This is a genomic window from Pseudarthrobacter sp. H2, from assembly GCF_050157045.1.
GTDB lineage: Bacteria > Actinomycetota > Actinomycetes > Actinomycetales > Micrococcaceae > Arthrobacter.
The window spans coordinates 622,101-645,001 of sequence record NZ_CP189594.1; the positions used below are offsets into that span (position 1 = coordinate 622,101).

Annotated in this window: 22 protein-coding genes and 2 pseudogenes; 11 read left to right on the forward strand and 13 right to left on the reverse strand. The window is 66.7% G+C overall.

Translation table 11 applies throughout. The features are described from left to right. The first annotated feature begins 39 nt into the window (after window positions 1–39). Together guaB and ACQCSZ_RS02975 are read left to right on the forward strand one after the other, a co-directional pair. Entirely contained in the window at window positions 40–1,551 is a 1,512-nt protein-coding gene (gene guaB, locus ACQCSZ_RS02970) for an IMP dehydrogenase (protein ID WP_427006624.1), read from the forward strand. Window positions 1,552–1,811: 260 nt separating this feature from the next. Next, the gene (locus ACQCSZ_RS02975; protein ID WP_427006625.1) at window positions 1,812–3,224 is read left to right on the forward strand and encodes an MFS transporter; all 1,413 of its coding nucleotides are present in this window, start codon (window positions 1,812–1,814) and stop codon (window positions 3,222–3,224) included. A gap of 113 nt (window positions 3,225–3,337) precedes the next feature. Here the strand turns inward: ACQCSZ_RS02975 and ACQCSZ_RS02980 are convergent, their stop codons facing one another. Next, the gene (locus tag ACQCSZ_RS02980) at window positions 3,338–4,258 is read right to left on the reverse strand and encodes a LysR family transcriptional regulator (RefSeq protein WP_427008474.1); all 921 of its coding nucleotides are present in this window, start codon (window positions 4,256–4,258) and stop codon (window positions 3,338–3,340) included. A gap of 127 nt (window positions 4,259–4,385) precedes the next feature. Here ACQCSZ_RS02980 and mmsB point away from each other — a divergent pair, with 127 nt between their 5' ends. The 5 genes and pseudogenes from mmsB to ACQCSZ_RS03005 all read left to right on the forward strand — a co-directional run bounded on the left by mmsB (window position 4,386) and on the right by ACQCSZ_RS03005 (window position 8,325). After that, window positions 4,386–5,288, forward strand: a complete 903-nt coding sequence (mmsB, locus tag ACQCSZ_RS02985; protein ID WP_427006626.1) for a 3-hydroxyisobutyrate dehydrogenase — start codon at window positions 4,386–4,388, stop codon at window positions 5,286–5,288. Between the two features lie 203 nt (window positions 5,289–5,491). Then, window positions 5,492–6,352, forward strand: a complete 861-nt coding sequence (locus tag ACQCSZ_RS02990; RefSeq protein WP_427006627.1) for a quinone oxidoreductase family protein — start codon at window positions 5,492–5,494, stop codon at window positions 6,350–6,352. Between the two features lie 186 nt (window positions 6,353–6,538). Then, window positions 6,539–7,462 (forward strand): annotated as a pseudogene (locus ACQCSZ_RS02995) (IS982 family transposase). A gap of 168 nt (window positions 7,463–7,630) precedes the next feature. Beyond that, complete coding sequence (locus ACQCSZ_RS03000; protein WP_427006628.1) at window positions 7,631–8,038, forward strand: tRNA-dihydrouridine synthase; 408 nt, start codon at window positions 7,631–7,633, stop codon at window positions 8,036–8,038. A 32-nt stretch (window positions 8,039–8,070) separates the two neighbouring features. Next, window positions 8,071–8,325, forward strand: a complete 255-nt coding sequence (locus tag ACQCSZ_RS03005) for a hypothetical protein (RefSeq protein WP_427006629.1) — start codon at window positions 8,071–8,073, stop codon at window positions 8,323–8,325. Here ACQCSZ_RS03005 and ACQCSZ_RS03010 read toward each other — a convergent pair. Genes ACQCSZ_RS03010 through ACQCSZ_RS03025 form a run of 4 tightly spaced genes read right to left on the reverse strand, consistent with a single transcriptional unit; the run spans window position 8,297 to window position 12,045 of the window. Then, window positions 8,297–9,115 carry an enoyl-CoA hydratase/isomerase family protein gene (locus ACQCSZ_RS03010; protein WP_427006630.1) on the reverse strand — a complete coding sequence of 273 codons (819 nt, stop codon included), beginning with the start codon at window positions 9,113–9,115 and terminating at the stop codon, window positions 8,297–8,299. The genes ACQCSZ_RS03005 and ACQCSZ_RS03010 overlap by 29 nt on opposite strands. Before the next feature lie 11 nt (window positions 9,116–9,126). Then, window positions 9,127–10,392: a CaiB/BaiF CoA transferase family protein gene (locus tag ACQCSZ_RS03015; RefSeq protein WP_427006631.1), complete on the reverse strand. Its 1,266-nt coding sequence runs from the start codon at window positions 10,390–10,392 to the stop codon at window positions 9,127–9,129. After that, window positions 10,385–11,914 carry an aldehyde dehydrogenase family protein gene (locus tag ACQCSZ_RS03020; protein ID WP_427006632.1) on the reverse strand — a complete coding sequence of 510 codons (1,530 nt, stop codon included), beginning with the start codon at window positions 11,912–11,914 and terminating at the stop codon, window positions 10,385–10,387. Before ACQCSZ_RS03020 ends, ACQCSZ_RS03015 begins: the two co-directional genes overlap by 8 nt. Before the next feature lie 2 nt (window positions 11,915–11,916). Then, a complete protein-coding gene (locus ACQCSZ_RS03025; RefSeq protein WP_427006633.1) occupies window positions 11,917–12,045 on the reverse strand; it encodes a hypothetical protein in 129 nt (42 codons plus the stop codon). Between the two features lie 196 nt (window positions 12,046–12,241). Here ACQCSZ_RS03025 and ACQCSZ_RS03030 point away from each other — a divergent pair, with 196 nt between their 5' ends. The 3 genes and pseudogenes from ACQCSZ_RS03030 (at window position 12,242) to ACQCSZ_RS03040 (ending at window position 16,904) form a co-directional block, all read left to right on the forward strand. Beyond that, complete coding sequence (locus tag ACQCSZ_RS03030) at window positions 12,242–14,128, forward strand: ABC transporter ATP-binding protein (protein WP_427006634.1); 1,887 nt, start codon at window positions 12,242–12,244, stop codon at window positions 14,126–14,128. A 1,177-nt stretch (window positions 14,129–15,305) separates the two neighbouring features. Next, window positions 15,306–16,181 (forward strand): annotated as a pseudogene (locus ACQCSZ_RS03035) (Dyp-type peroxidase); the annotation flags it as partial. Window positions 16,182–16,223: 42 nt separating this feature from the next. Further along, the gene (locus tag ACQCSZ_RS03040; protein ID WP_427006635.1) at window positions 16,224–16,904 is read left to right on the forward strand and encodes a hypothetical protein; all 681 of its coding nucleotides are present in this window, start codon (window positions 16,224–16,226) and stop codon (window positions 16,902–16,904) included. Here ACQCSZ_RS03040 and ACQCSZ_RS03045 read toward each other — a convergent pair. The 7 genes from ACQCSZ_RS03045 to ACQCSZ_RS03075 form a co-directional block, all read right to left on the reverse strand. Beyond that, window positions 16,803–17,087, reverse strand: a complete 285-nt coding sequence (locus ACQCSZ_RS03045; protein ID WP_427006636.1) for a DUF1540 domain-containing protein — start codon at window positions 17,085–17,087, stop codon at window positions 16,803–16,805. The two genes, ACQCSZ_RS03040 and ACQCSZ_RS03045, sit on opposite strands and share 102 nt — an antisense overlap. A 215-nt stretch (window positions 17,088–17,302) precedes the next feature. Next, window positions 17,303–17,554: a hypothetical protein gene (locus ACQCSZ_RS03050; protein WP_427006637.1), complete on the reverse strand. Its 252-nt coding sequence runs from the start codon at window positions 17,552–17,554 to the stop codon at window positions 17,303–17,305. Between the two features lie 313 nt (window positions 17,555–17,867). Continuing rightward, on the reverse strand, window positions 17,868–18,140 hold the full coding sequence (locus ACQCSZ_RS03055; protein ID WP_427006638.1) for a hypothetical protein: 273 nt from the start codon (window positions 18,138–18,140) through the stop codon (window positions 17,868–17,870). Continuing rightward, on the reverse strand, window positions 18,137–18,565 hold the full coding sequence (locus ACQCSZ_RS03060; RefSeq protein WP_427006639.1) for an RNA polymerase sigma factor: 429 nt from the start codon (window positions 18,563–18,565) through the stop codon (window positions 18,137–18,139). Before ACQCSZ_RS03060 ends, ACQCSZ_RS03055 begins: the two co-directional genes overlap by 4 nt. Before the next feature lie 602 nt (window positions 18,566–19,167). Beyond that, complete coding sequence (locus ACQCSZ_RS03065) at window positions 19,168–20,745, reverse strand: hypothetical protein (protein ID WP_427006640.1); 1,578 nt, start codon at window positions 20,743–20,745, stop codon at window positions 19,168–19,170. A gap of 107 nt (window positions 20,746–20,852) precedes the next feature. After that, window positions 20,853–21,152: a hypothetical protein gene (locus ACQCSZ_RS03070; RefSeq protein WP_427006641.1), complete on the reverse strand. Its 300-nt coding sequence runs from the start codon at window positions 21,150–21,152 to the stop codon at window positions 20,853–20,855. A 25-nt stretch (window positions 21,153–21,177) separates the two neighbouring features. Beyond that, complete coding sequence (locus ACQCSZ_RS03075) at window positions 21,178–21,360, reverse strand: hypothetical protein (protein ID WP_427006642.1); 183 nt, start codon at window positions 21,358–21,360, stop codon at window positions 21,178–21,180. Window positions 21,361–21,604: 244 nt separating this feature from the next. On the opposite strand from ACQCSZ_RS03075, the gene ACQCSZ_RS03080 reads away from it, so the two are divergent. After that, window positions 21,605–22,342 carry a hypothetical protein gene (locus ACQCSZ_RS03080; RefSeq protein ID WP_427006643.1) on the forward strand — a complete coding sequence of 246 codons (738 nt, stop codon included), beginning with the start codon at window positions 21,605–21,607 and terminating at the stop codon, window positions 22,340–22,342. Between the two features lie 60 nt (window positions 22,343–22,402). Here ACQCSZ_RS03080 and ACQCSZ_RS03085 read toward each other — a convergent pair whose 3' ends face one another. Then, window positions 22,403–22,861: a DUF305 domain-containing protein gene (locus tag ACQCSZ_RS03085; RefSeq protein ID WP_427006644.1), complete on the reverse strand. Its 459-nt coding sequence runs from the start codon at window positions 22,859–22,861 to the stop codon at window positions 22,403–22,405. Between the last annotated feature and the right edge of the window lie 40 nt (window positions 22,862–22,901).

The window sequence follows — 22,901 nt, forward strand, 5'->3', positions numbered from 1 at the left end:
ACCCGTGAAACCCCGTAACCCAAGGTAAGAGGCGCACTCATGACCCAGCCCGAACACAACCCCTTCGGCTTCATCGGCCTGACCTATGACGACGTGCTGCTCCTGCCCGGCCACACGGAGGTGATTCCCTCCGAAGCGAACACCTCGTCCCGGATTTCCAAGCGCATCACGGTCCAGACGCCGCTGCTGTCCGCCGCGATGGACACCGTCACCGAGTCCCGGATGGCGATCGCCATGGCCCGCCAGGGCGGCCTCGGCGTCGTGCACCGCAACCTCTCCATCGCCGACCAGGCGGACCAGATCGACCGGGTCAAGCGCAGCGAATCCGGCATGATCACCAACCCGCTCACCATCGGCCCCGAGGCCACGCTGGCCGAACTGGACGAGATCTGCTCGCATTACCGGGTCTCCGGCCTGCCGGTGGTGGACGAGGGCATGAGGCTGCTGGGCATCGTCACCAACCGCGACACCCGCTTCGTCCCGGAGGCGGACTTCCCGATCCGCCTCGTCAGCGACGTCATGACCAAGATGCCCCTCGTCACCGGGCACGTCGGCATCAGCCGCGAGGAAGCCTCGCACAAGCTCGCGACCAACAAGATCGAGAAGCTCCCGCTCGTCGACGAGCAGGGCCGGCTCAAGGGCCTCATCACCACCAAGGACTTCACCAAGGCCGAGCAGTACCCGCTCGCCACCAAAGACGAGGAAGGCCGCCTGCGCGTCGGCGCGGCCATCGGCTTCTTCGGCGACGGCTGGGAACGTGCCATGGCGCTCGTCGACGCCGGCGTGGACGCCCTCTTCGTGGACACCGCCAACGGCCACTCACAGGGCGTGCTGGACATGATCCACCGCCTGAAGTCGGACCCCGCCGTTGCACACGTGGACATCATCGGCGGCCAGGCCGCCACCCGCGAAGGCGCCCAGGCGCTCATCGACGCCGGCGCCGACGGCATCAAGGTCGGCGTCGGGCCCGGCTCCATCTGCACCACCCGCGTCGTCGCCGGCGTCGGCGTTCCGCAGATCACGGCCATCTACGAATCCGCGAAGGCGGCCATCCCCGCCGGCGTGCCGCTGATCGCCGACGGCGGCCTGCAGTACTCGGGAGACATCGGCAAGGCGCTGGTCGCCGGCGCCGACACCGTCATGCTCGGCTCCCTGCTGGCAGGCTGCGACGAGTCCCCGGGCGACCTGATCTTCGTCAACGGCAAGCAGTTCAAGCTCTACCGCGGCATGGGTTCGCTCGGGGCGATGCAGACCCGCGGCAAGAACACCTCCTACTCCAAGGACCGCTACTTCCAGGCCGACGTCTCCGGCGATGACAAACTCATCCCGGAAGGCATCGAAGGCCGTGTGGCCTACCGCGGCCCGCTGGCCTCCGTCGCGTACCAGCTGGTCGGCGGGCTCCGCCAGACCATGTTCTACACGGGAGCCCCGACAATTCCCGAGCTCAAGGCCCGCGGAAAGTTCGTCCGGATCACACCGGCTGGCCTGAAGGAATCCCACCCGCATGACATCCAGATGACGGTGGAGGCACCCAACTACGGTTCACGCTAGCCGAAGACAGCTGTTCCCCGCGGAGTTTCCGCGGGGAACAGCTGTTTAACGGCCTTTGCTGTTCCCCAGGCTCCGAACCGAGTCTGCGCCGCACGGCGACTGAGCGGGCGCTATTTTTGCAGATAGCCTCTGCATTTTCTTGACTTGAGCGTGCTCCAATCGCGGGCCATACTCGTTGCAAGCGGCGCCCGTGGCGCACATCACTCACGGTCGCTATTGACTTTCACTGGCGTCGACGAAGACGCCGAAGGGGTTCACATATGACTACGAGATACTCCGCCGCAGGGCGGGACGGGGAGCCGGACGTCAAGGCTTCAGGGCTGAAAAAAGTCGTTACTGCCTCGATGGCCGGAACAGTCGTTGAGTGGTATGAGTTCTTTCTCTATGCTTCGGCAGCCACCCTGGTGTTCGGAAAGATGTTCTTCCCCAATTCAGGGACAGAGTTGGACGGCATCATCGCGGCCTTCCTCACCTACGCTGTCGGCTTCGTTGCCCGCCCCATCGGCGGCATCGTCTTTGGCCACTTCGGGGACAAATTCGGCCGGAAGCAGCTGCTGCAGCTGAGCATCATCCTGGTGGGCACGTCCACCTTCCTTATGGGCTGCCTCCCCGGCTTTGCCGAGACAGGCTACTGGGCGCCGTGCCTGCTCGTGTTCCTGCGCTTTGTGCAGGGTTTCGCCGTCGGCGGGGAATGGGGCGGTGCGGTGCTGCTCGTGGCTGAACACAGCCCCGACCGCTCGCGCGGATTCTGGTCCAGCTGGCCGCAGGCCGCGGTCCCGATGGGCAACCTGCTGGCCACCGGGGTGCTGTTCACGCTCTCCTCCGTGCTGTCCCCTGCAGACTTCCTCGGCTGGGGTTGGCGCGTGGCCTTCTGGCTGTCAGCGGTGATCGTCGTCATCGGGTACTACATCCGCACCAAGGTCACGGACGCCCCGATCTTCGTGGAGGCCCGCAAGGAAGTCACTATCGAAAAGAAGGGCTACGGCGTTGGCGAAGTCTTCCGCCGGTATCCCCGCGGTGTCTTCACCGCCATGGGCCTGCGCTTTGCGGAAAACATCCTCTACTACCTGGTGGTCACCTTCTCCATCACGTACCTGAAGGTGGTGGTCCAGACGGACACCTCCCGGATCCTGTTGCTGCTGCTCGCGGCCCACGCCATCCATTTCGTTGCCGTGCCGCTGGTCGGCAGGCTCTCGGACTCGATCGGCCGGCGTCCGGTGTACATGGCGGGTGTGGTCCTCGCCGGAACGTGGGGCTTTATCGCATTCCCCATGATGGACACGGCCAACGACTTCATGATCCTCGCGGCCATCACCATCGGCCTTCTGTTCCACGCCCTGATGTACGCCGGCCAGCCGTCGATCATGGCCGAGATGTTCCCCACCCGGATGCGCTATTCAGGGGTCTCGCTGGGCTATCAGGTCACCTCGATCGTGGCCGGCTCGATGGCACCGATCATCGCGACGTCGCTGCTGGGCACGTTCAAATCATCCACGCCGATTGCCCTGTACCTCCTGGCAGCCTGCGCCGTGACGGCGGTGGCGGTGTACTTCATGAAGGAAACCCGCGGCATCTCACTGCAGGCCGTCGACGCCGCCGACGCGCAGGGCACCGCCGACCTCGCCGCTGCAGATATCAAGGCCGCCGGGCTCCGGACGGCAGCGAAGAACTAGTTACCCGGAGCCAGATCACCACAAGATGCCCGGGCCTGCGGCAACGCGGGCCCGGGCATCTGTGCCTTCCGGAGCGGGTGACGCTGCGGGAGGCTCCACCAGTGGCAGTGGCCTCAGAACCACAACACTGCCTGGCGCATTTCAACTTCCTCCTGCAGCGCCACGATCACCGCCCGGACTGCAGCAGAGCGCAGCGACTCAGGGCGCGCCACCGCCCAAATCGGGAGCTGGCGCTGGAAATCATCCGGCAGCACCGGCACAAACCCGGTTCTCCCCGCTACCAGGAAGTTCGGAAGCAGTCCGATTCCGCCGCCGCGGCGCACTGCTTCCACTTGGGCGAAGACGCTGGTCGCTTGGAATGTTGACTTCGGTGCGGGCAGCTGCGCCGAACGGGGGGACAGGTCGCTCACCTGGAGGGCGGACTCAACGTACGTGACGAGTCCGTGATGCTTCATGTCGGCGAGCGTTTCCGGCAACCCGTGTTCGGCAGCGTACTCGGTGCCGGCGTAGAGCCTCAGGTAGTAGTTGCTGAGGAAGATGGTCTGCGCGCTACTGACGTCTGTTCTTCCCACCACGATTTCCAGGTCCACACCGGACCGGTTCTGGCTGACCTTGCGGGTGGCGCTGAGTATCTCCACGTTCAGCTGCGGATGCCGCTGCTGCAGGCGGACCAACGCAGGGGTGACGAATTCGACCGCAAAGCCGTCGGTGGTGCTGACCCTGACTACCCCGGAAAGCTTGTCCTTGTCCAGGTTGATGAGGCCAAAGAGGGATCCCAAAGTTTCCTCGATTTCCTCTGCGGCGGCCACCGCAGAAGCCCCGAGCTGGGTCAGCTCCCACCCGTGCGGGCTTCGCTCCAGGGTTCGGCCCCCCAGCTGTTTGTCGAGCGCCAGGATTCTGCGGGAAACGGTGGTGTGCGTGGTGCCCAACGTCTCTGCCACGGCATTGAAGCGCCCCAGGCGGGCCACCGTCAGCAGGATCAGCAAGTCATCCGGGCTTGGGAGCCGCTTTACGTCCACGGTGTGCCTCTCCATTGCGACCTGTGCATTGATGCACATGCCCTCTGTGTTTTCTTTCCTTGTTTGCACTCTAGCAGGGTGTGATCGTTGACATAGAACGTCCGGCCGCACCGGCTGGACACTAAGCAAAGGAGCTTACGCCATGGCAGTAATCGGCTGGATCGGCCTGGGAAACATGGGCGGCTTGATGTCAGTGAATTTGGCGAAGGCCGGACACGACGTCCGGGGATTCGACCTTAACCCGGCCGCCCTCGCAGCCGCTGAAGAAGGCGGCGTGAAGCCGGCCGGAAGCATTTCAGAAGCCGTCGACGGCGCCGACGTCGTCTTCACCATGCTCCCCAAGGGCGAGCACGCCCGCGCCGTCTACCTCGGCGCGGACGGCGTCCTGGCCCATGCGGCTACCCGCACGCTCCTGGTGGATTCCTCCACCATCGACATCGCCTCCGCCCAGGCCCTGCACGACGCCGCCGCTGCCGCCGGCTTCCGCTTCGTCGACGCCCCGGTCTCCGGCGGGATGAGCGGCGCGAAGGCCGCAACCCTGACCTTCATGATCGGCGGCGAGGCCGGTGCCGTGGCCGAGGCCACCGAATACATCCGTCCGATGGCGGCGAACATCATCCCGACCGGCGGCGCCACCACCGGCCAGGCCGCCAAGATCTGCAATAACCTCATGCTCTTCATCAACCTGGCATCGACCGCCGAGGGCGCCGTCCTGGCCGACAGGCTCGGCCTGGACAAGCAGGTCTTCTGGGACATCGCCTCCGTCTCCTCCGGCGACAGCTGGGCCCTGCGCACCTGGTACCCCGTGGCCGGGGTGGTCCCCACCGCGGCCTCGAACTACGACTTCGCACCCACGTTCACCACCGAGCTGGCCAACAAGGACATCAGCCTGGCGATCAGTGCTGCCGAGGGCACCGGCACGCCGCTCGAAATCGGCAAGCACGTCCAGCGGCTGTTCCAGCAACTCATCGACGCAGGTGAGTCCGGCAAGGACTGCTCGATGATCATCAAGGTTGCTGACGGAAGGCTCAATTCCACCACGTAGACCAAGCTGCGGAGTCGACTGGCTCGTCCGTGAAACAAGACATGCAGTCAACAGAAGGGAATGGGGTACGAGAACTCCCGTACTGCTAAGACTTATGAAAGCTCTGGAGATTACACAGCCCGGGGATGCCAGCGTCCTGGACTTCGCTGACCGGGAGGTTCCGGTCCCGGGCCCCGGCCAGGTACTGATCCGCGTACGCCGGATTGAACTTCACGGACGTCCTCGCACGCCGCGGTGCTCCCGGCTATGCAAGTGAATGGCCGTTTGTCCCCGGGATGGAGGTGGCCGGCGCCATCGAGGGCCCGCTGGGCGAGGGTGTCGAGGGACTGGCGCCGGGTGACAGCGTGGTGGCGTTTACGCCCGACGGCGGCGCTTTCGCCGAGTATGTGCTGGCAGATGCACAGCTGGCTACTGGCGTGCCGGCAGGCCTGGACCCTGCGACCGCAACGATCATCCCGCTTACCTGGGCGACCGCCCTGGGCCTCGCCCGGCGCGCCCACGTGGCTCCCGGCGACAAGGTGCTGGTCACCAGCGCCGCCGGCGGTGTCGGAACGGCCTTGGCAGCGGTCCTGGCCCGGCACGGCGCGGGCCTGGTGGTGGGTGGGATCGGCTCGCCGGCGAAGGCCGAGGCGCTCGCGCCCGGCTACGTTCCCGTGGTCCGTGACGCCGGGTTCTTCGCGAACGCGACGGCGGCAGCCGGCTCCGGCTTTGATGTCATCCTTGATTCGCTCGGCGGCACGCTCCTGGCGGAATCGGCGTCGAACCTGGCCATCGGAGGCCGGCTGGTTTCCTACGGCGGGGCTGCAGGGCAGCCGGATCCTGCCACGCCCGGCTTCGGTGACCTGCGGGCCACCAACAAGACGGTGTCCGGCTTCAGCATCCTCCGGCTGGCCCGCACCGCCCCCCAGCACGTGCGCACCCTCATCCACGACGTCATGCACCTGGCCCGGAACGGCCTCGTCGTCACGCCTCCGACGGTTGTCGGGTGGGACAACCTGATCGACGCACACCTCCGCCAAAGCGAGGGGACCGCCGTCGGCAAGACGGTCGTGGCACTCAGCTGACTTCCGGACGGTTGGGGGCCTCCGGACAAGAAAGTTCCCGCAGCTTCAGTGCTGCGGGAACTTTCTTGTGTGTCCGGGGCTAGATGAATAATTCCAAGGGGTCCGGGCGGTATGTCGTGCCCTGGTGAGGGGTGGAGGGTGCCCAGAATCGGTGTTATCTACCCAACGCCGAACCTGGAGGCTCACGTGGACACCGATCTGGACACCCTCGCAACAGCATTCTATGTCGCCGCCGATGATCTGCTGAAGGCGCATCCGGAACGGGTCCCGGCCCGGCCCCGGATCGGCATCAGTCCGCGGATCACGGACGCCGAAGTGATGACCCTGGCTCTCATGCAGGCGTTGCTCGGGTTCGCCAGCGAGGCCCGCTGGCTGCGCCATGCCCACAAGAATCTGGCCACAATGTTCCCGTACCTGCCGGGCCAGGCAGGATACAACAAGCGCCTGCGCCGGCTCTTCCCGACCATGAACTGACTCATCGGCGTCCTCGTCCAACAAAGCGATATCGGCTGTGACGATGTCTGGGTGGTCGACTCGACCCCGGTTGAATGCGCCCGGTCCAAAGAAACCGTCCGCCGCTCCGAGATGGCCGGGTGGGCCGAATACGGCTACTGCGCCTCCCACAGCCGGTATTTCTGGGGCCTGCGCCTGCACCTGGTCTGCACCCTGCACGGGCTCCCGATCGGGTATGCCCTGACCGGGGCCAAGGCCGACGAACGCCAGACGTTCCTGGACATCCTCGCCGGCACCCCGGCGATGGCCAGGGTCCGTGCCGACGGGCACCGCCAGATCTTCATCGGCGACAAGAACTACTACGGTGCCGGCTTCGAAGAAACCCTCGACCAGACCGGCATCGAGTTGCTCCGCCCGGCCCGCAAGGGAGAAAAACCGCGGGCAGGATCCCGGTTCTTCAAACCCCTGCGGCAGATCATCGAATCGATCAACGACACCCTCAAAGGCCAGCTCGACCTCGAACATCACGGCGGACGCACACCGGCAGGCGTCACCGCCCGGATCATCCAGCGCCTGCTGGCCATGACCGCCGCGATCTGGCACAACGACCAGACAGGACAAGCCGTCCGCCGCTCACTGACCGCCTACGACCACTGACAGCCCTTGGAATAATTCATCTAGTGGCTGCTGGGCGAGGCGAGAATTGCGTCGAGGAGCCCGGGAAAGATCTCGTCGAGCTCATCACGGCGTAGCCTGTTGATCCGGGACGTCCCCTGGTAGTGCTGGTGAATGACACCTGCTTCGCGAAGGACACGGAAGTGGTGGGTGGATGTTGACTTGCTGACCGAGAATCCCGAAGACCCCCGCGAAGGCTGGACCGGAGAAGACACCGTGCGGCTCTCCAAGGAACTCCTGGAGCACGGCGTGGATCTGCTGGACGTGTCCACCGGCGGGATGGTGCCGGGGGCTTGGATCTTCGTGGAGCCCCACTACCAGGTCCCCTTCGCCCACCAGGTCCGGGACCAGACCGGCATGCCCACCGCAGCCGTCGGCATGATCACCAACCCGCACCAGGCCGAGGAAATCCTCATCTCCGGACAGGCCGACGCGATCCTCCTGGGCCGCGAACTCCTGCGCAACCCCTACTGGGCCAGGCACGCCGCCCACACACTCGAAGTCGATCCGGACTGGCCAGAGCAGTACGGCTACGCCGTCAAACAGCGCAAACGCTGACAGGATCCCCGGCAGCAGTAAGGATCCAACCCGTGAAACAGCACGATGCAATGACGTTGATCCGGCCGGATCGCATGACCCTCGGCCTGGAGTTGCCGCTCGACAACGACTTGTCACCTGCGGGTCGAGCACGGACGGCGGCGGACGGGCGTCCTGCCGGCGTGCCCGACCTCACCAGCATGGCCGAACTGGTACGTCAGGCAGACGATCTCGGTTTTGCCGCCGTCTGGGCGCGGGATGTGCCGGTTTTTGACGCGGTCAACATGGGCGATGCGGGGTCCAGCTGAAAACCGGCGCCTCCTTGGCCAGAAAAGCGCTGATGCCCTCTTCAGCATCGGTACTGGCCGCCATCTCCAGCTGCCAGAAATCACTGCGCTCCGCAACGTCCGCAGCTCCTTCGGCGATGGCATCCACCAGGTCCTTCATGGCGTGGATCGAGAGCTGGGAGCGGGTGGCCAGCCGCTGGGCGAAGGCCTCGATCTCTGGCCAGAAGCGGTCCTGGGGAATGACGCGGGTTACCAGGCCCAGGGCTGCGGCTTCGCGGGCGTCAATGAAATCACCGCTGAACAGCAGGAACTTGGCGGTTGCCGGACCTACGAGACGGACCAGGCGCTGGATGCCGGACAGCGGGTAGACAATGCCGATTTTCGCAGGGGTGAGGCCAAAGGCCGCGCGGTCCGAAGCCATCCGGATGTCGCAGGCACCCGCAATCTGCCATGCGCCGCCGGCGCAGTACCCGTCGATGGCCGCAATGGTGGGTTTTGGGAAGTCGGCCAAAGCCTGTTCTGCCGCGGAAACGTGGCCGCCGTCGTGCCGTCCCGTGTCCTGGTCAAGCAGTATCTCGCGCAGCGCGCTGATGTCGGCGCCGGCCGAGAAGTGATCGCCTGCCCCCCGGACCACCACAACCTTGACGGCCGGGTCTGCGCCGAGCATGTGCAGGGTGGGCACGAACTGCTGCCACATGTCCTTGGTGACGGCGTTGCGCATCTTCTGGTTGTCCAGAAGGATGGTGGCCGCGGCGCCCTCGCGGACAACGTTCAGCGTTCCTTGCGGAGCGAGCACGTCACTGCCTTTCATGAGACTGCCTTTCATGAGACTGCCGCCGCCAGGGCGGGCGCCGGCGCGGCCATGACAATGCCGGAGTCCAGAAGGCCTTGAATCTGGCTTTCGCTCAGTTCCAGTTCCGCGAGCACCCGCAGGGTGTCTTCCCCGAGTGCCGGGGGCGCCTTGCGGATCTCCGGCGCTTTCCCATTGAGGGAAAGGGGGCCCCGCAACAGCGGGAGCGCGGTACCGTCAGAACGCCGCAGCTGCTGCACCATCTCCAGGGCCTGAACCTGGGTATCCTCAAATACCTCTTTGAACGTGTAAATGGGTCCGGCCGGAATTTTTGCCTCGCGGAACGATGACACCCACTCCTTGCCTCCCCGCTGGGCAAGCAGATGCTCCACTTTGCCCTTGAGCTTCTCCCGGTTGAGTGTGCGCAGTTTGCCGGTGACATACAGGGGATCGAGCGCCAGCTGGGGCTGGCCCAGGAGCTCACACAGTTGTTGCCACTGCTTCTCGTTGCCGACGGCGATGATGACCGGCACATCTGCCGTTTTGAACACACCGTACGGCGAGAGCACCGGATGGTTGTTCCCCTGGGGCGTCGCCACCTCGCCCAGGCTCAGGAAGCGTTGTCCTTGGAAGCTGGAGATGGAAAGGGCCGACTCCAGCAAGGACGTCGACACGTCCATCCCGGCTCCGTGACGTTCACGGCCGGCAAGGGCCGCTGCGATTCCGAAGGCCGTGAAAATTCCGGAGACCATGTCGATGATGGGCACGCCCACCCGGAACATGTTCTCGGAGTCAGCCCCGGTAACGGACATGAGCCCGGACATTCCCTGCGCCACCTGGTCCAGACCGGCGGCCTGGCTCAGAGGGCCGGTGGTTCCGAAGCCGCTGACGGAAGCGATGATGAGCTCCGGTTTGGCTGCGCGGAGTTCGGCGGGATCCAGGCCCATCTTGCTGAGGACACCCGGCCGGAAGTTCTCGACGACGACGTCGGACGCCAGGGCCAGCTTCCACAACAGCGCCTTTCCGTCCGCACTGTAGAAGTCCAATGCGAGCGAAGATTTTCCGCGGTTTGCCGAGTCGAAGTAGAGGCTTTGATCGTTTTCAAAAGGTGGCCATTGCCTGGTCGAGTCGCCGCCCTTGATGCTCTCCACCTTGGTGACGTCCGCACCAAGATCTGTCAGGAGTGCCGTCGCATATGGTCCGGCCAGGGCGCGGCTCAGGTCCAGGACCTTGACGCCTTCAAGGGGCAGGGCGGGGCCGTTGGCCCGCCCCGGGACCGGTGTTTCCTGATCAGGCATGGGAAGCTCCCTCGCGGCGAAGCCGGACATTGATCTGCTTGGTCTGCGTGAACCCGGCCAGCATTCCCTCCAAGGAGGCCTCGCGCCCGATCCCGCTCTGCTTGTAACCGCCGTACGACTGGCCTGCAACCTGCCCGCCGCCCTGGTTGACCTGCACCCAGCCGGCTTCAAGCCGGTGTGCCGTTCCCAGCGCCTGGTCCAGGTTGTGGCTCCAGACGTAGGCTGCCAGCCCGAAGTGGGTATCGTTCGCCATGCGCACAACATCGTCGGTGTCCCGCCATGGGATGGCCACGAGCACGGGACCGAAGATCTCTTCCTGGGCCAGCCTGAACTCGTTGCGCGCTCCGCTGAAGACCGTTGGCACGTGGTAGTAGCCTTCGGTGAGGCGCCCATCCTCCGGCTCAAAACCGCCGAGTACTGCCTTCATCCCCGGAGTCGACCGGCCTTCGGCCAGGAAGTTGCTGATCTGCTTGTGCTGCTTGTTGTTGATGACGGCGCCCATGTCCGTGGCCTCGTCGAGCGGGTCACCGACACGCAATGCGGCCAGCTTGGCCACCAACCTCTCCAGGACTTCATCGTGGATGTCCTCGTGCAGGAACAACCGTGATCCCGCGGTGCAGCTCTGCCCCTGCCTGGTGAAGCGGGAGGCCAGCAGCAGGGAATCAATCAGTTCGTCGTCCACGGCATCGGGGAAAACTATTGAAGGGTTCTTCCCGCCCAGCTCAAGGGACATGTGCGCAAGCCGTGCCCCGGCCTGCCCGGCCACCTGCCTTCCGACCTCCGTGGAACCTGTAAAGGAAACCTTGTCCACACCCGGATGATCGGCAAGCGCAGAGCCAATAACGGAGCCCCGTCCGGTCAGGACATTAACCACGCCGGCAGGAAGGTGCCGGTTACAGATTTCCGCCAGGAGCAGGACGCTCAGCGGGGCATCGTCCGCTGCCTTCATGATCACGGTATTGCCCGCAGCCAATGCGGCCGGAACCTTGAAAGCGGCGATCATGAGCGGCGAATTCCACGGCAGGATGCAGGCCACGACGCCCAACGGCTCCAGCCGCGTGTACTGCAGCTGGTCATCGCCCGCCGGCAGTGTGGTTCCTTTGACTTCCCCTGCCACTCCGGCGAAGTACCGGAAGAGCGAAATCAGCGACCTTACTTCAGGCCGGGCCTGGGTGCGGATCGCATTACCCGTGTCCAGCGCGGTGAGTCTGGCCAAATCTTCGGCGCGGCTCTCCAGTTCATCGGCGATCTGGGCCAGGGCCCGCTGCCTGGCACTGAAATGCAGGGCCCGCCAGGCGGGAAAGGCCCGACGTGCGGCTTTGACGGCACGATCAACGTCCGCCGGCGCGGCCGACGGAACGCGCGCAATGGCGGTTTCACGCTGCGCGGGGTTGTACACGGTGCGCCATTCCGAGGTCAGGGACTCCACGGCGTCACCGTCAATCCACATGAGCGTGTCCGTGACAGCGGTTGCAGCGCCCGGCCGCTGGGTTGCAGAGGGAAAGATAAGTGTGCTCGACATTGTCATACTTTCGGGTTGGTTATGGAGTGGGGCAGGTGGCACTTCATGCGCACCGATGGGATGGAATCCCGGAATTCCCGTGCGGCAGCGAGACGGATTGCCTCGGCCGATTCAGTGTCGATCGTCGCCATGATGCAAGCTCCTTTGCTTCGAAACCAGGGACAAACAGTGACCTGCTGAACCAACCATCACACCCTGATTCTGTGCATTCAAGCGAAGAAATGGCAGAGGCCGTGTGCATGAATGCACAGTCAGGACGGACAGCTCCTCCTTATCGCCGTGGCCCGGCCGGGGCGTTTCACGCGCCCGCTGATCTAGGCTGAGGGCATGTCTGAAAAGAGACAGCCCGCCGGACCGGGGCACCCGGCCTCGGTGAGGCTGAGCAAGGAACCGCCGCGGAAGCTGGCCCTCCGCCCCTACGCGCGCGCCGTCGGGCAAGTCCTGAAGGTCAGCTTCCGGGCGTCACCCGCCGCCGTCATCATGAAGGTCGGCGGGTCGCTGATCTCGGCCGTGCTGCCGCTCGTCACCACCTACTTCGCGGCGCTCACCACCACGGCGCTGGCGGCTGGCTATGCGGGAGATCCCGACGCCGGCCCACGGGCCGTCCTGTATGTCATCATCACGGCGGCCCTGGGGCTCTTCTGGGGCGCGTTCAGCAGCGTGGACCGCCACATCCAGCAGCTCATGAGCTTCCGGGTCGGCGCGATCGTGGGCGACCTGATGTACGAGCGTTTCCTGGCCCTCGAGTTCTGGCGGTACGACGACAAAGAGACCGTCGACCTCTACGACCGGGCCAAGCGCTTCTCCGATTCCTACGCCCGGGTGCTGGACCGCATCGCCGCGATCTTCACCCAGCTGGTCTCGGTGATCCTGGCCATCGGGGCGCTGCTGCTGGTCAGCTGGTGGATCGCGGTGATCGTCCTGGTCGCGATCGTCCCCAGCGTCTACCTGCAGTTCAGGCTGTCCCGCGAGCAGATCGCGCACTGGAACACCCAGGTCGATTCGCGCCGGCAGCGCCGCATGATCGAAACCAACCTGCTGCGCCCGCAGCACATTGCCGAGATGCGCCTCTACGGGATCGTCGGCCACCTGATGGGGCTGCGCTCCCGGCTGCGGGACGCCGATGAAAAACGCCGGCTGGACTTCCAGAAGCGCTACATCCCCAAGCAACTGGCCGCCGATGCCCTGCAGTACGGCGCGGAGGTGGTGTCCCTGATCTGGGTGGTGGGCCAGATCATCGCCCGGGCCCAGCCCGTCGGGCAGTTCCTATACGTCCAGCAGATCGTCAGCCGCGCCCTGTCCACCGCGAACAGCCTGGTCTCCTCGCTCAGCTCGATCGACGAGGACCTGGCGAACCTCAAGGACTACGAACTGTTCATGGCCCTCCCTGTCCCTGCGGAGCATGCCCCGCCGCTGCTGCAGGCCCCGACGACCGTCGAACTGCGGGACATCCGGTTCACCTACACCGGCAGCGACCTCGAGGTCATCAAAGGCATTTCCCTGACCATCCGGGAAGGCCAGCACATCGCCATCGTGGGGGAGAACGGCGCGGGCAAGTCCACGCTGATCCGGATCCTGGCCGGGCTCTACCGGCCGGATTCCGGGCAGGTGCTGCTCGACGGCGTCGACCTCGCCGCCGTCGACGTCAAATCCTGGCACCGGCACCTGGCGGTGCTCAGCCAGGAGTTCCTCAAGTACGAATTCGCCACCGCCGCGGAGAACATTTTCTTCGGCGACGTCGATGCGCCGCGGGATGACGCCCGGATCCGCGGGTCCGCCGGCGACGCGGAGGCCCTGGACTTCCTCACCAGGCTGCCGAACGGACTGGACAACCACGTCAGCAACTGGATGGAGGACCCGCGCGGCCGGAAGGGCAGCGGCCTCTCCGGCGGCCAGTGGCAGCGGCTCGCCATGGCCCGGAACTTCTACCGGAACGCCTCGTTCATGGTCATGGACGAGCCAACCTCCGCCATCGACGCCCTGGCCGAACACCGGATCTTCACCCGGCTCTTCGCCGACCGCAGCAGCACGATCATCGCCATCAGCCACCGGCTGGCCACGATCGAGAAAGCCGACGTGGTCTACATGCTCGAGGACGGCAGGGTCGTGGAACAGGGCACGCACAAGGAGCTCGTGGCGTTGCGGGGCCGGTATTTCCGGATGTTCGAATCGCAGCTGAGCGTCGTGGAGACCGGAGACGTCAGCGCCGAGTGAGGGCAGGCTTTCCTGGTCCGGGCAGGTTCCGGCAGCGGGGCCTCGCGACGGCTCCCGCTTTGTCCGGTTCCGCCATCGGCTCGGCGCACCCATCAAGTGCAGGGTAAGCGCCCGGTAGGCAACTCCGGCGGAGAGCGAGGCCGCGACGGCCAGCGCGGGGCTGATTCCGGTCAGGAGCGGGAAGACCAGCCAGTGCACGAGGTATGCGTAGAGGGAGGAGTTGGCCAACACCACAGTCAGGCGCCGGAGGCCCTTCGGCACGGGAATGCCGCGCAGCCAGATGAGCAGCAGGATCCCGACGAGGAGCGTGCATTCCCGGTTCGCGTTGTCGAAGAACCCGGGAACGGTCAGGGCAGCAACGGCCGAGACGGCGAAGCGCTGGGCCGTGTGCCTTGTCCGCGCAATGGCCCAGCCCAGCGCGAAGAGCCAGAGGGCCGGCGCCTTGTGCGGCACGCCGGGATCGATCAGTTCATAGCGGGTGAGGAGCCCGGCTCCGGCAAGGGCCAGGGGGAAGAGGAGGGGGAAGTGCCGCTCGGCGCGGTCCGCCCAGGGAACGGCGAGCAGGGCCGTCATGGCCACGAGCAGGTAGGCAAGCACTTCGATAAACCAGAAGTGCCACTGCGTGGTCACGGCCTCGGGCCCGAGGATGGCGTTCAGGAGCACGATGTTGGCGGGCGTGTAGTTGTACGTGATCAGGTAGGCCGCGCCGATGAAGGCCATGCCCGGCACGACGATTCTGGCCAGGCTGGCCAGCTGACGCTTCAGGCGCGGGAGCCGCTCCCCGGAAAGCTGGAAGCGGGTGAAGTTGTACCCGGCCACCGCCATGAGCACATGGGCTGTGCCCTGCCAGCTCAAGAAGCCGACGTGCGTGCTGATGATAAGGACGATCGACACTGCCCTGAGCACGATGCTGGTTTCGAGCGGCGCGAAGAACCGTCGCAGCTTCCGGACCGGCGAATCCCGGCTGCGCGGTTCAAGGTCCCGGACCGGCGTCACGTGCCAGTCCCGCGGGAGATGCCCCAACGCGTGCTCCAGCCTGACGGACGCTGCCACGTAGGACAGCGAGTCCCCGCCCAGCGAGACGAAGGTGTCGCCGTCGGCGATGTGGGTGCGCTCCAGGGTGTCCTGGAAGATCTTTCGGACATTGTCGGGCCCGGCTGCAGCGGTCCCGGGCGCAGGCTCCGGTCCGGGCCTGTTCGAGAAGGACGGCAAGGTCCGCTTCGGCCTGGACGGACGCCGCCCGGACGCCCTCATCGACCTGCCGCACTTCCCGGGCGATGATCTCAAGCCAGGACGCACCGGCGGCGACATCGTGGTCCAGGCCTGCGCGGACGACCCCCAGGTGGCGGTCCATGCGATCCGGAACCTCGCGCGGATAGGATTCGGGAAAACGCGTGTCCGCTGGTCGCAGCTGGGCTTCGGCCGGACCGCCTCCACCTCGCGGTCCCAGACCACCCCGCGGAATCTCTTCGGCTTCAAGGACGGGACCAACAACCTCAAGGCCGAAGACACCGCCCTGCTTGATGAGCATGTGTGGGCCGGGGCCGGAACCCGGCCTGGCGAGGCCTGGATGGCCGGCGGCACCTACCTGGTGTCCCGCTGGATCCGGATGCACATCGAAATCTGGGACCGGACCTCGCTGCGCGAGCAGGAAGGCCTGATCGGCCGCACCAAGGGCACCGGTGCGCCGTTGTCCGGCGGCGCGGAATTCACCGCCCCCGACTTCGAGACCACGGGGCGCAGCGGGGAGCCGCTGATCCCGCTGGACTCCCACGTCCGCCTGGCCCACTCGAGCCGGAACGACGGCGTGAAGATGCTCCGGCGCGGCTACAACTACACCGACGGCTCGGACGGCCTGGGCCACCTCGACGCGGGCCTGTTCTTCATCGCGTTCGTCAAGGACCCGCGGACCCACTACGTGCCCATGCAGCTGGCCATGGCGAAAGAAGACACGATGGCCCTGGAATACCTCAAACACACCGGCTCGGGCCTGTTCGCCGTCCCCCCGGGAACCAGCGCGGGCGGCTTTATCGGTGAGGGGCTCTTCGCATGAAACCCGCCGTCGCCGAACCCGGCAGCGGCAGCGCGTCCGGGAGTGCGGCAGTCCCTGAAAACGGTGCTGCCGGCGCTGCTGTGTTCGGCGGCCTGGCTGGCGTCGGTGCTGCTCGGCGGCTTCCTCGACTGCGGGGCGGAGATCCACCGCATCGCCCTCGCGTGCCATATTCTCGCACTCGTGCTGTCCTTCGGAGTCATCCTGGTGCTCGACTGGGTGGGCCTGTTGTGGCTCCTTGGCCGCCGGGACGTCCACGACACCCGCCGCCTCGAGTCCGCCGCGCAGCCGCTGATCTGGGGCGGCCTGGCCCTCCTGCTCGCTTCCGGGGCGATGTTGCGTCCGGATCTGTCCAGCCCGCTGACGCAGGTCAAACTCCTGTGCATCCTGGTGCTCATGCTCAACGGACTGGCCCTGGCGCAATCCATGAAGCGGCTGCGTCTCCTGCCGACGGGAACACTGTTCACGAAGATGGCCACAGGGCTGCGCGTGCGGTTGCTCGCGGCGTTGTGCATCTCGCAAACCTGCTGGTGGACGAGTGTCCTGGTCGGGCTGATCAACAGCACACTGCGGCGCTGGACGGGCGGATGGACAACCAGGTCTCCGTTGTCACGGAGCACCGCCCTACCCGTGCGCGTAGGTCAGACAGTCGGCGTTGTCAGCGCCCGGGCCGATGTGGACTTCGGGAGCTTGACACATCAGGTGGTCGTTGTGCACGCATTCTGAACGCTGGCACGCTCCGACATCGGCCAGGACCTTGGGCAGGCCCCCGTGGGTGCCGGTATCAATGAAAGTGGCGCAGGAAGCGTGGTCTTCACGGCCGCCGACGGTGATGCCGACGGCGTTGCATTCAGAGTGATCGTTGAAGGAACAATTCGCTACGGTGCAGTCTGCGACGTGCGTTGTCATGGGTCTCATCTTCCACGCTTCGGCTGCCCGGGACGGACAGCTCACCGGGCCCACCGTAGGCCCGTCCGGCGCAATCAAAAAGACCCAATTGTGTGCCCTAATCCGGTCAGCAGCGGGTGTGGCCGCGCCGCTGGCCCCCTGTCGGGCCGCAGGTACGGAAGGCAGCGGCCCGGAATGCGGAAGAAGGGGCTGTGCCACTTGGGCCGCGTGGCGGCTCAGGGTTGTGCTGAGTCAATGTAGCGGTATTCCGGGGCGCCGGTCCTGGACTCGCTGGCCTTGGCATTGATGAAGTCGCGGTCTTCCTGCGACAACGCCGTCTCGCCATGCCGGTCCGAGTCGTCGGTTGCGCCGGTCGCACTGCAGATGATTGCCGTGATCGTGCGGGGCAGGATCTGGCACCCTGGATGCTCGATGAGCCATTTCTGCGTAGCGGGATCGAGGCGGTTCCACTGGTCCTTGATGTTCATCCTGATCAACGCTTCCCGGGTCGATGGGGGCCGGCGGACGGTATGGCCGGACTCAGTCCGGGAACAGGTCCAGGGCGGTCTGGATGGTCCCGTGGCCCGGGCGGCGAGCTGCGCTTGGCGCAGTCGAGGTCCACCCGGAAAAGTACTCCAAGCTTCTCGGTCAAAATTTTCCCCCGCTCTGATCCGGGGTCACGGCGCTGTGGCCCCCGACCACCATAGGCCACATGCGACCCGCGCAACACCGCCTGGGCCGGATCCACCACCGGTGACTGCTCAGCGGCGCAGCGGGGGGTCGCCGGTTTTCCGGTAGTTCCTACCCAGCGGTGAGGCGGCGCAGCCCGGGGCCGGGATCAAGGCCCTCATCCTCCGCTACCAGGAGCAGCAGTGACCGGGCCTCCTCGCGGCAGGCGGCACACCCGATCAGGTGGGCGCGCATCGCCGGCATGGGCGCGGAACTGCCGGCCAGCAACCGCTCGACATACTCATCAATCTGCTCGAAGCAGTCATCGCACGAAAGCCACGGCTCGGCGGCCAGGGTCAACCGCTCGGCTGCCTGGTCCGTCAAAGCGCGGTGCGGTTTCGTCATGGGATCACCTCCTCCGCGGGGGTCGGCACCAGATAACCGGCAACCGTCAGGTGCGCGCGGAGCCGCCCCCGGGCATCGTGGAGCGTCTTGTATAAGGCATTGCGCGTGGTGCCCAGCCTGTCTGCGAGGACATCGACAGGAACGTCGTCAACAAGAAGCGCCAACACGACCCTGCGCTGATGCTTGGTCAGCACCTGGTCGATGGCGGCGCTGACAGCCTTGGAAAAGTCGGCTGCCTCGGCCAGTTGCTCGGGGGAGGTCCCGACGGCGGCCGGCTCGGGCATCGATTCCAGTGGCACCTCGCGGTTGTGCCACAGATTGCGGCGGACCTCGACGGCGGCGTGCAGGATGCCGAATTTGTACGCCCAGGTGGTGAACTGGCTCCGGCCCTGGAAGCTGGACAACTTGCCCAGCACTGCGACCATGGCTTCGTCCGCCGCCTGGTTGACAATATCGTCCAGCGCGCCTGGCCGATGGCGGGCAGCCTGGCAATCATCTGCGACACCTGGTGGCGGGCGGCCTTGAGAAGGAGTCCGTGCAGCCTGGCCAGGGCGTCGTCGCGGCCGGGTCCCGGCGAGCTGAGCAGCTCCACCCAATCGTCGCGGACGCGTTCCGTCCGCACCGGGTCCGCATCCGCCAGCTCGGGGCCATCCAGGAAAGCCATCGGATCACTCCCGCCAGCCAGGGTCAGGGAACGGCCCGAGGATTCGGGCCGCCAGTTCCGGCGGGCAACCGCGGTCCACCAGATTGAGCAGGGCATGAATGTCGGTCCCGGGTGTTCCTGCCAGCAGATGCGCGAGCCTATCAGGAAAGCCTGCCGACCGCAGCAGCTTCCGGCGCCAATCGACGGTACTGTTCCGGCCACCGGGTTCCGGGTGGTGGATTACCCCGTCGTCCGGGCAGGAAGCCGGGGGCGCCGCATGATGGTTTCTCATAACTGGTGAGTGTCATCGGGCGGCCGCCGTCTTACCGGAAAAGCTGAACGAATTTCCTGCAGCCCGTACCGTTCCTGGTTAGTACGGATTAGTCACGTACTTGCTCCCCGGACGGTCCTGGGAGCCGCACACCTTCTGGTTCCTGGCGGGCCGGGACGGTTCGTGACCGCCGGGCGGGCCAGGCCTGTGAGGGGTTCGGTGCCGGGCGGTGCCGTACCGGGCCTGGGACTGGGCTGGCCCGCGCTCGTCCTCTGTCGGGTGCGGGGTCCGTCCTCCCGTCGCCTGATACGGAAACCGGCGGCAGCACGCCGTCCGATAGCGACGGCCGCGCCGTGGTGGCCGGTGACGGTGCTGCCGGTCGTTTGTTGGAGTGGTTGGCGCCAGTGCCGGGCGCCCCACTGTGAGGTGTACGCCGGGTCAACGACGATGATGTGGAGGCCGCGGTTGGCGGCCATGGACACGAGCCGGTCCCGGAATTTTCCGGTGGGGATGCCAGCGACGGTGCGGCGGAAGGTTTTGCCGCGGGTGCCGCGGCCCATGGTTTCGCGGCCGGTGGAGCGGGCGTCCTGGAAATTCAGGTTCTCGATGGCGACGGCCGCGCAGCCCGCATCCCTGGCGGCGTCCAGCAGCGCGGTGACCGCCGCCCGGAGCCCGCCGTCCCGGGTGGTTGCCGGGAGGTCTTTCAGGTCCAGCGGGATGCTCAGGGGCGCCCCGACGGGGTTCCCGGACGGGTCGATGACGCAACCGGCCAGATGATCGGCGTTCAGGTCAACGCCCAGGACGGGCGAGCCGTTCAGGCTGTCCGGGGACGGGACCTGCAGGTCCCGGTATCCCCAGGACGCGTCCACGTACCAGCGCCCGGTCTCGGGGTTGTGGCTGATGTCGTAGCGGATGTCCTGGTCGGATGCGGCGCGGTCGCGCCATTCGCCGGCGCGGTGATGGAACAGGACCGGGGCTGCGAGGTGCAGTTGCGCACCATGCTCCGCGGCCATCACGGCGGGGACTGTCAGGGACAGGTGCCCGCCGGGGTCGATGCGGATGGTTTCGTTGCCCCACCGCTTCCCCGATTCACCGTCAGCGGTCAGGAACAGCCGGGAGGCCGCCCATCGGGCCTCCCACCCGGCGGGCGTGAGCCCCGCCGCCTGGAGGTTGTTGCGGGCGCGCCACAGCCGGCCGCCGCCGACGGCGATGCCGGGCTTCCCGGCCGCGAGCCGTGCCTCCGCGTCCGTGAGCCGGTCCTGCAGGGCGGCGAGGCGCCGGGTCTTCTGGTGCCGCTCCGCGGGGGTCCGGTAGCCCTTGGTGCGGTCAACGGTTTCCCCGCAGGGCACGGCGGCCCGCTTCCCGATGGCGGCGCAGGCGGCGCGCAGCGTGCTGATCTCCGCGGCGAGGGCACGCATGCCGGACTGGTACTGGTCCTTCGTGGCGCGGGTGATGCTCCCGGCCCACCGCGAGGATGACACGGCGGTCAGGGCCCGCTTACGGTCCGTCCGGCCCCGGGCGGCCAGGTCTTTCCGGTACAGGGATCCCAGGTGCGTGCCGACCGCCAGCAGGGTGGTTTCCTCCCCGGGCGTGGGGTGAAGGCGGGTGCGGATCCGCACGCCCGCGGGCACGGCGGCGACGAACGCCGGGGCAATGACCCGCAGCCCCGATGCGCTGCGCGCTGCTGTCACTCCCCGGCATCCTCGCGGCGGGCAGGAATTCCGACGTCGACACCAGCGTGAATCATCATGATCCGACGCTACAAGCCAGGGTGCGCAGGGACCAGGGCCCGCCCGGCCTATGTGGAAAACCTCCCTGGCGCAACCAAAGCACGCGGCATCCCCCCGCGTACCCACCCCCGGGCGAAGGCCCCGCCGTTGGGGATCAGGAACCAGCCGTCGCCGGCGGAGCCCCGGCGGCGCCGGCCCGCCGACATCCGGGCGGGGCCGGCGGCGTCGGCGACGCCGTATCCGGGTGCCCGGTCCGCCAGCAGGCGACGGATCCTGGGCCGCGCACCGTTCATCCCTGACGCGACTCCGGATTCCGCACGCACGACCGTCAGCCCGGTCGTATCTGCCCAGGCCTGCAGGCGCGCCATGTGCCGCTCAAGGTCCTGCTTCCGGTCAGGGGAGGACACCCGTGCGTACAGGCCAAGGCCGCCGGTTGCTGACGGAGTCCTCGGGGTTGACGATGACGATTTTGGGGCCGACGCGTTGCGCCGGGGCGGGCAGTGTCCCGTCCTTGAACCATTTGTAGGCGCTCTGCTGGTGGATACCCTGCGAAATGGCCCAGTCTTTCAAACGCATGGCACCATGCCACGCATCTCGCACTTAATCGCTCTCGGGTGTACTCAAACGTGTTAAAAGTTCAACGGGTCGTACCCCGGTTCCCCGCACGGTGCCGCGGGCCGCCTCCGGTAAGATCCGGCGCCGAGCGGCCACTAAGTAGCCATGGACGTCTTCGCCCAACCGGCCCCCGGAGCAGTGCCTGCCATGCGCAGGCCGCCCCGGAGGCGCCGGCGTATCCCCACCGCAAGACAGGAGACATGTCATGAGCTACTTCGCTTCTCGTCCGCGACGCCTCTGGAGCTCCATGCCGCTGGCCGTGCTGGCCTTGCTGGCCGGCCTGCTCATCGCCTACTCCCCGGCGCAGGGCCTGCAGCCGGCCGCCGGCGCCCAGGCGGTGCCCGCCGTTGCCGTGGCCCACGGCCACTCCGCCGGCGCTGACGCCAGTTCCGGCAGGATTCCCGCTGCGCAGGCGGCCCTCCGCGAGGGCATGCGCACGCTGTGGGCGCAGCACATGGAGTGGACGCGGCTCGCCGTCGTCGACTTCGCTTCCGGCTCCGCCGGCTTCACCACCACCGCCTCGCGGCTGCTGCAGAACCAGGCGGACATCGGCGACGCCATCAAGCCCTTCTACGGCAGGGCTGCCGGCGACCAGTTGACCACCCTGCTGAAGGCGCACATCACCGACTTCGTGGCGCTGTTCCAGGCGGCGAAGGCCAATGACCCGGCAGCCCTCAAATCGGCAACCACCGCCGTCCATGCGAACGCCCAGGAGATCGCGGACTTCCTCGCCAAAGCCAACCCCAGGTTCTGGCCGCAGGACCACATGCGGGACATGATGAAGGGGCACATTGACCAGACCATCGTGTACGGCAGCGACGAACTGGTCGGGAACTACGCCCACGGCATTGCCGTCTACGACCAGGCGGAGGCCCACATGATGATGATGGCGGACGAGCTCAGCTCCGGCATCATCGGCGCCTTCCCGAACAAGTTCCACTGACGGAAGGCTCCGCGGCGGGCCGGTGGCGGCGCGGGACCACCGGCCCGCCGCATTTCCTGCCTACCGGGCCGTGAGGAGTTCGAACATGTAGTCGGCCTCCGACTGCTGGGCGGTGACGACCGACCGCGCCAGGGACGTCACGGCCACGTTCTCGGTGCGGTCCAGGACGGCCCGGGCCATGGCCACTCCGGCCTGGTGGTGCCGGATCATCAGCTCCAGGTAGAGGCGTTCGGCCGCCGCGCCGGTGGAGGCTTCGAGGGCCGCCAGTTCCGCAGGGGTGGCCATGCCGGGCATCAGGGTTTCCGTTGTGGGCGTGGAGGCGTCCGCGCCGCTGCCGTGCGCGGCGTGGCCGCCGTCGGTCATCCACGCCATGGCGGGCGCGGTGGACGCCTGCGGCAGCCCCCAGACGGAGAGCCAGCCGAACATCTGTCCGGCCTGCTGCTGCTGCGACCGGGCGATGTCATACGCGAGCCGGCGGATGTCCGGGTCGTCCGTGCGGTCCCGGATGAGCATGCTCATCTCCACCGCCTGCAGGTGATGGACCTGCATGTCCCGGGCG

What these genes read in the sequence shown, in the direction of transcription:
- ACQCSZ_RS03055 (WP_427006638.1), bottom strand. Translation starts at nt 18,140, where the DNA reads ATGACGAAACCGCACCGCGCTTTGACGGACCAGGCAGCCGAGCGGTTG.
- ACQCSZ_RS03025 (WP_427006633.1), bottom strand. Translation starts at nt 12,045, where the DNA reads ATGGCGACGATCGACACTGAATCGGCCGAGGCAATCCGTCTCGCTGCC.
- ACQCSZ_RS03010 (WP_427006630.1), bottom strand. Translation starts at nt 9,115, where the DNA reads ATGAAAGGCAGTGACGTGCTCGCTCCGCAAGGAACGCTGAACGTTGTC.
- ACQCSZ_RS02980 (WP_427008474.1), bottom strand. Translation starts at nt 4,258, where the DNA reads ATGGAGAGGCACACCGTGGACGTAAAGCGGCTCCCAAGCCCGGATGAC.
- ACQCSZ_RS03030 (WP_427006634.1), top strand. Translation starts at nt 12,242, where the DNA reads ATGTCTGAAAAGAGACAGCCCGCCGGACCGGGGCACCCGGCCTCGGTG.
- ACQCSZ_RS03050 (WP_427006637.1), bottom strand. Translation starts at nt 17,554, where the DNA reads ATGAACATCAAGGACCAGTGGAACCGCCTCGATCCCGCTACGCAGAAA.
- ACQCSZ_RS03045 (WP_427006636.1), bottom strand. Translation starts at nt 17,087, where the DNA reads ATGACAACGCACGTCGCAGACTGCACCGTAGCGAATTGTTCCTTCAAC.
- ACQCSZ_RS03015 (WP_427006631.1), bottom strand. Translation starts at nt 10,392, where the DNA reads ATGCCTGATCAGGAAACACCGGTCCCGGGGCGGGCCAACGGCCCCGCC.
- mmsB (WP_427006626.1), top strand. Translation starts at nt 4,386, where the DNA reads ATGGCAGTAATCGGCTGGATCGGCCTGGGAAACATGGGCGGCTTGATG.
- ACQCSZ_RS03070 (WP_427006641.1), bottom strand. Translation starts at nt 21,152, where the DNA reads ATGGCGCGCCTGCAGGCCTGGGCAGATACGACCGGGCTGACGGTCGTG.
- ACQCSZ_RS03075 (WP_427006642.1), bottom strand. Translation starts at nt 21,360, where the DNA reads ATGCGTTTGAAAGACTGGGCCATTTCGCAGGGTATCCACCAGCAGAGC.
- ACQCSZ_RS03085 (WP_427006644.1), bottom strand. Translation starts at nt 22,861, where the DNA reads ATGAGCATGCTCATCCGGGACCGCACGGACGACCCGGACATCCGCCGG.
- ACQCSZ_RS03080 (WP_427006643.1), top strand. Translation starts at nt 21,605, where the DNA reads ATGAGCTACTTCGCTTCTCGTCCGCGACGCCTCTGGAGCTCCATGCCG.
- ACQCSZ_RS02975 (WP_427006625.1), top strand. Translation starts at nt 1,812, where the DNA reads ATGACTACGAGATACTCCGCCGCAGGGCGGGACGGGGAGCCGGACGTC.
- guaB (WP_427006624.1), top strand. Translation starts at nt 40, where the DNA reads ATGACCCAGCCCGAACACAACCCCTTCGGCTTCATCGGCCTGACCTAT.
- ACQCSZ_RS03020 (WP_427006632.1), bottom strand. Translation starts at nt 11,914, where the DNA reads ATGTCGAGCACACTTATCTTTCCCTCTGCAACCCAGCGGCCGGGCGCT.
- ACQCSZ_RS03060 (WP_427006639.1), bottom strand. Translation starts at nt 18,565, where the DNA reads ATGGTCGCAGTGCTGGGCAAGTTGTCCAGCTTCCAGGGCCGGAGCCAG.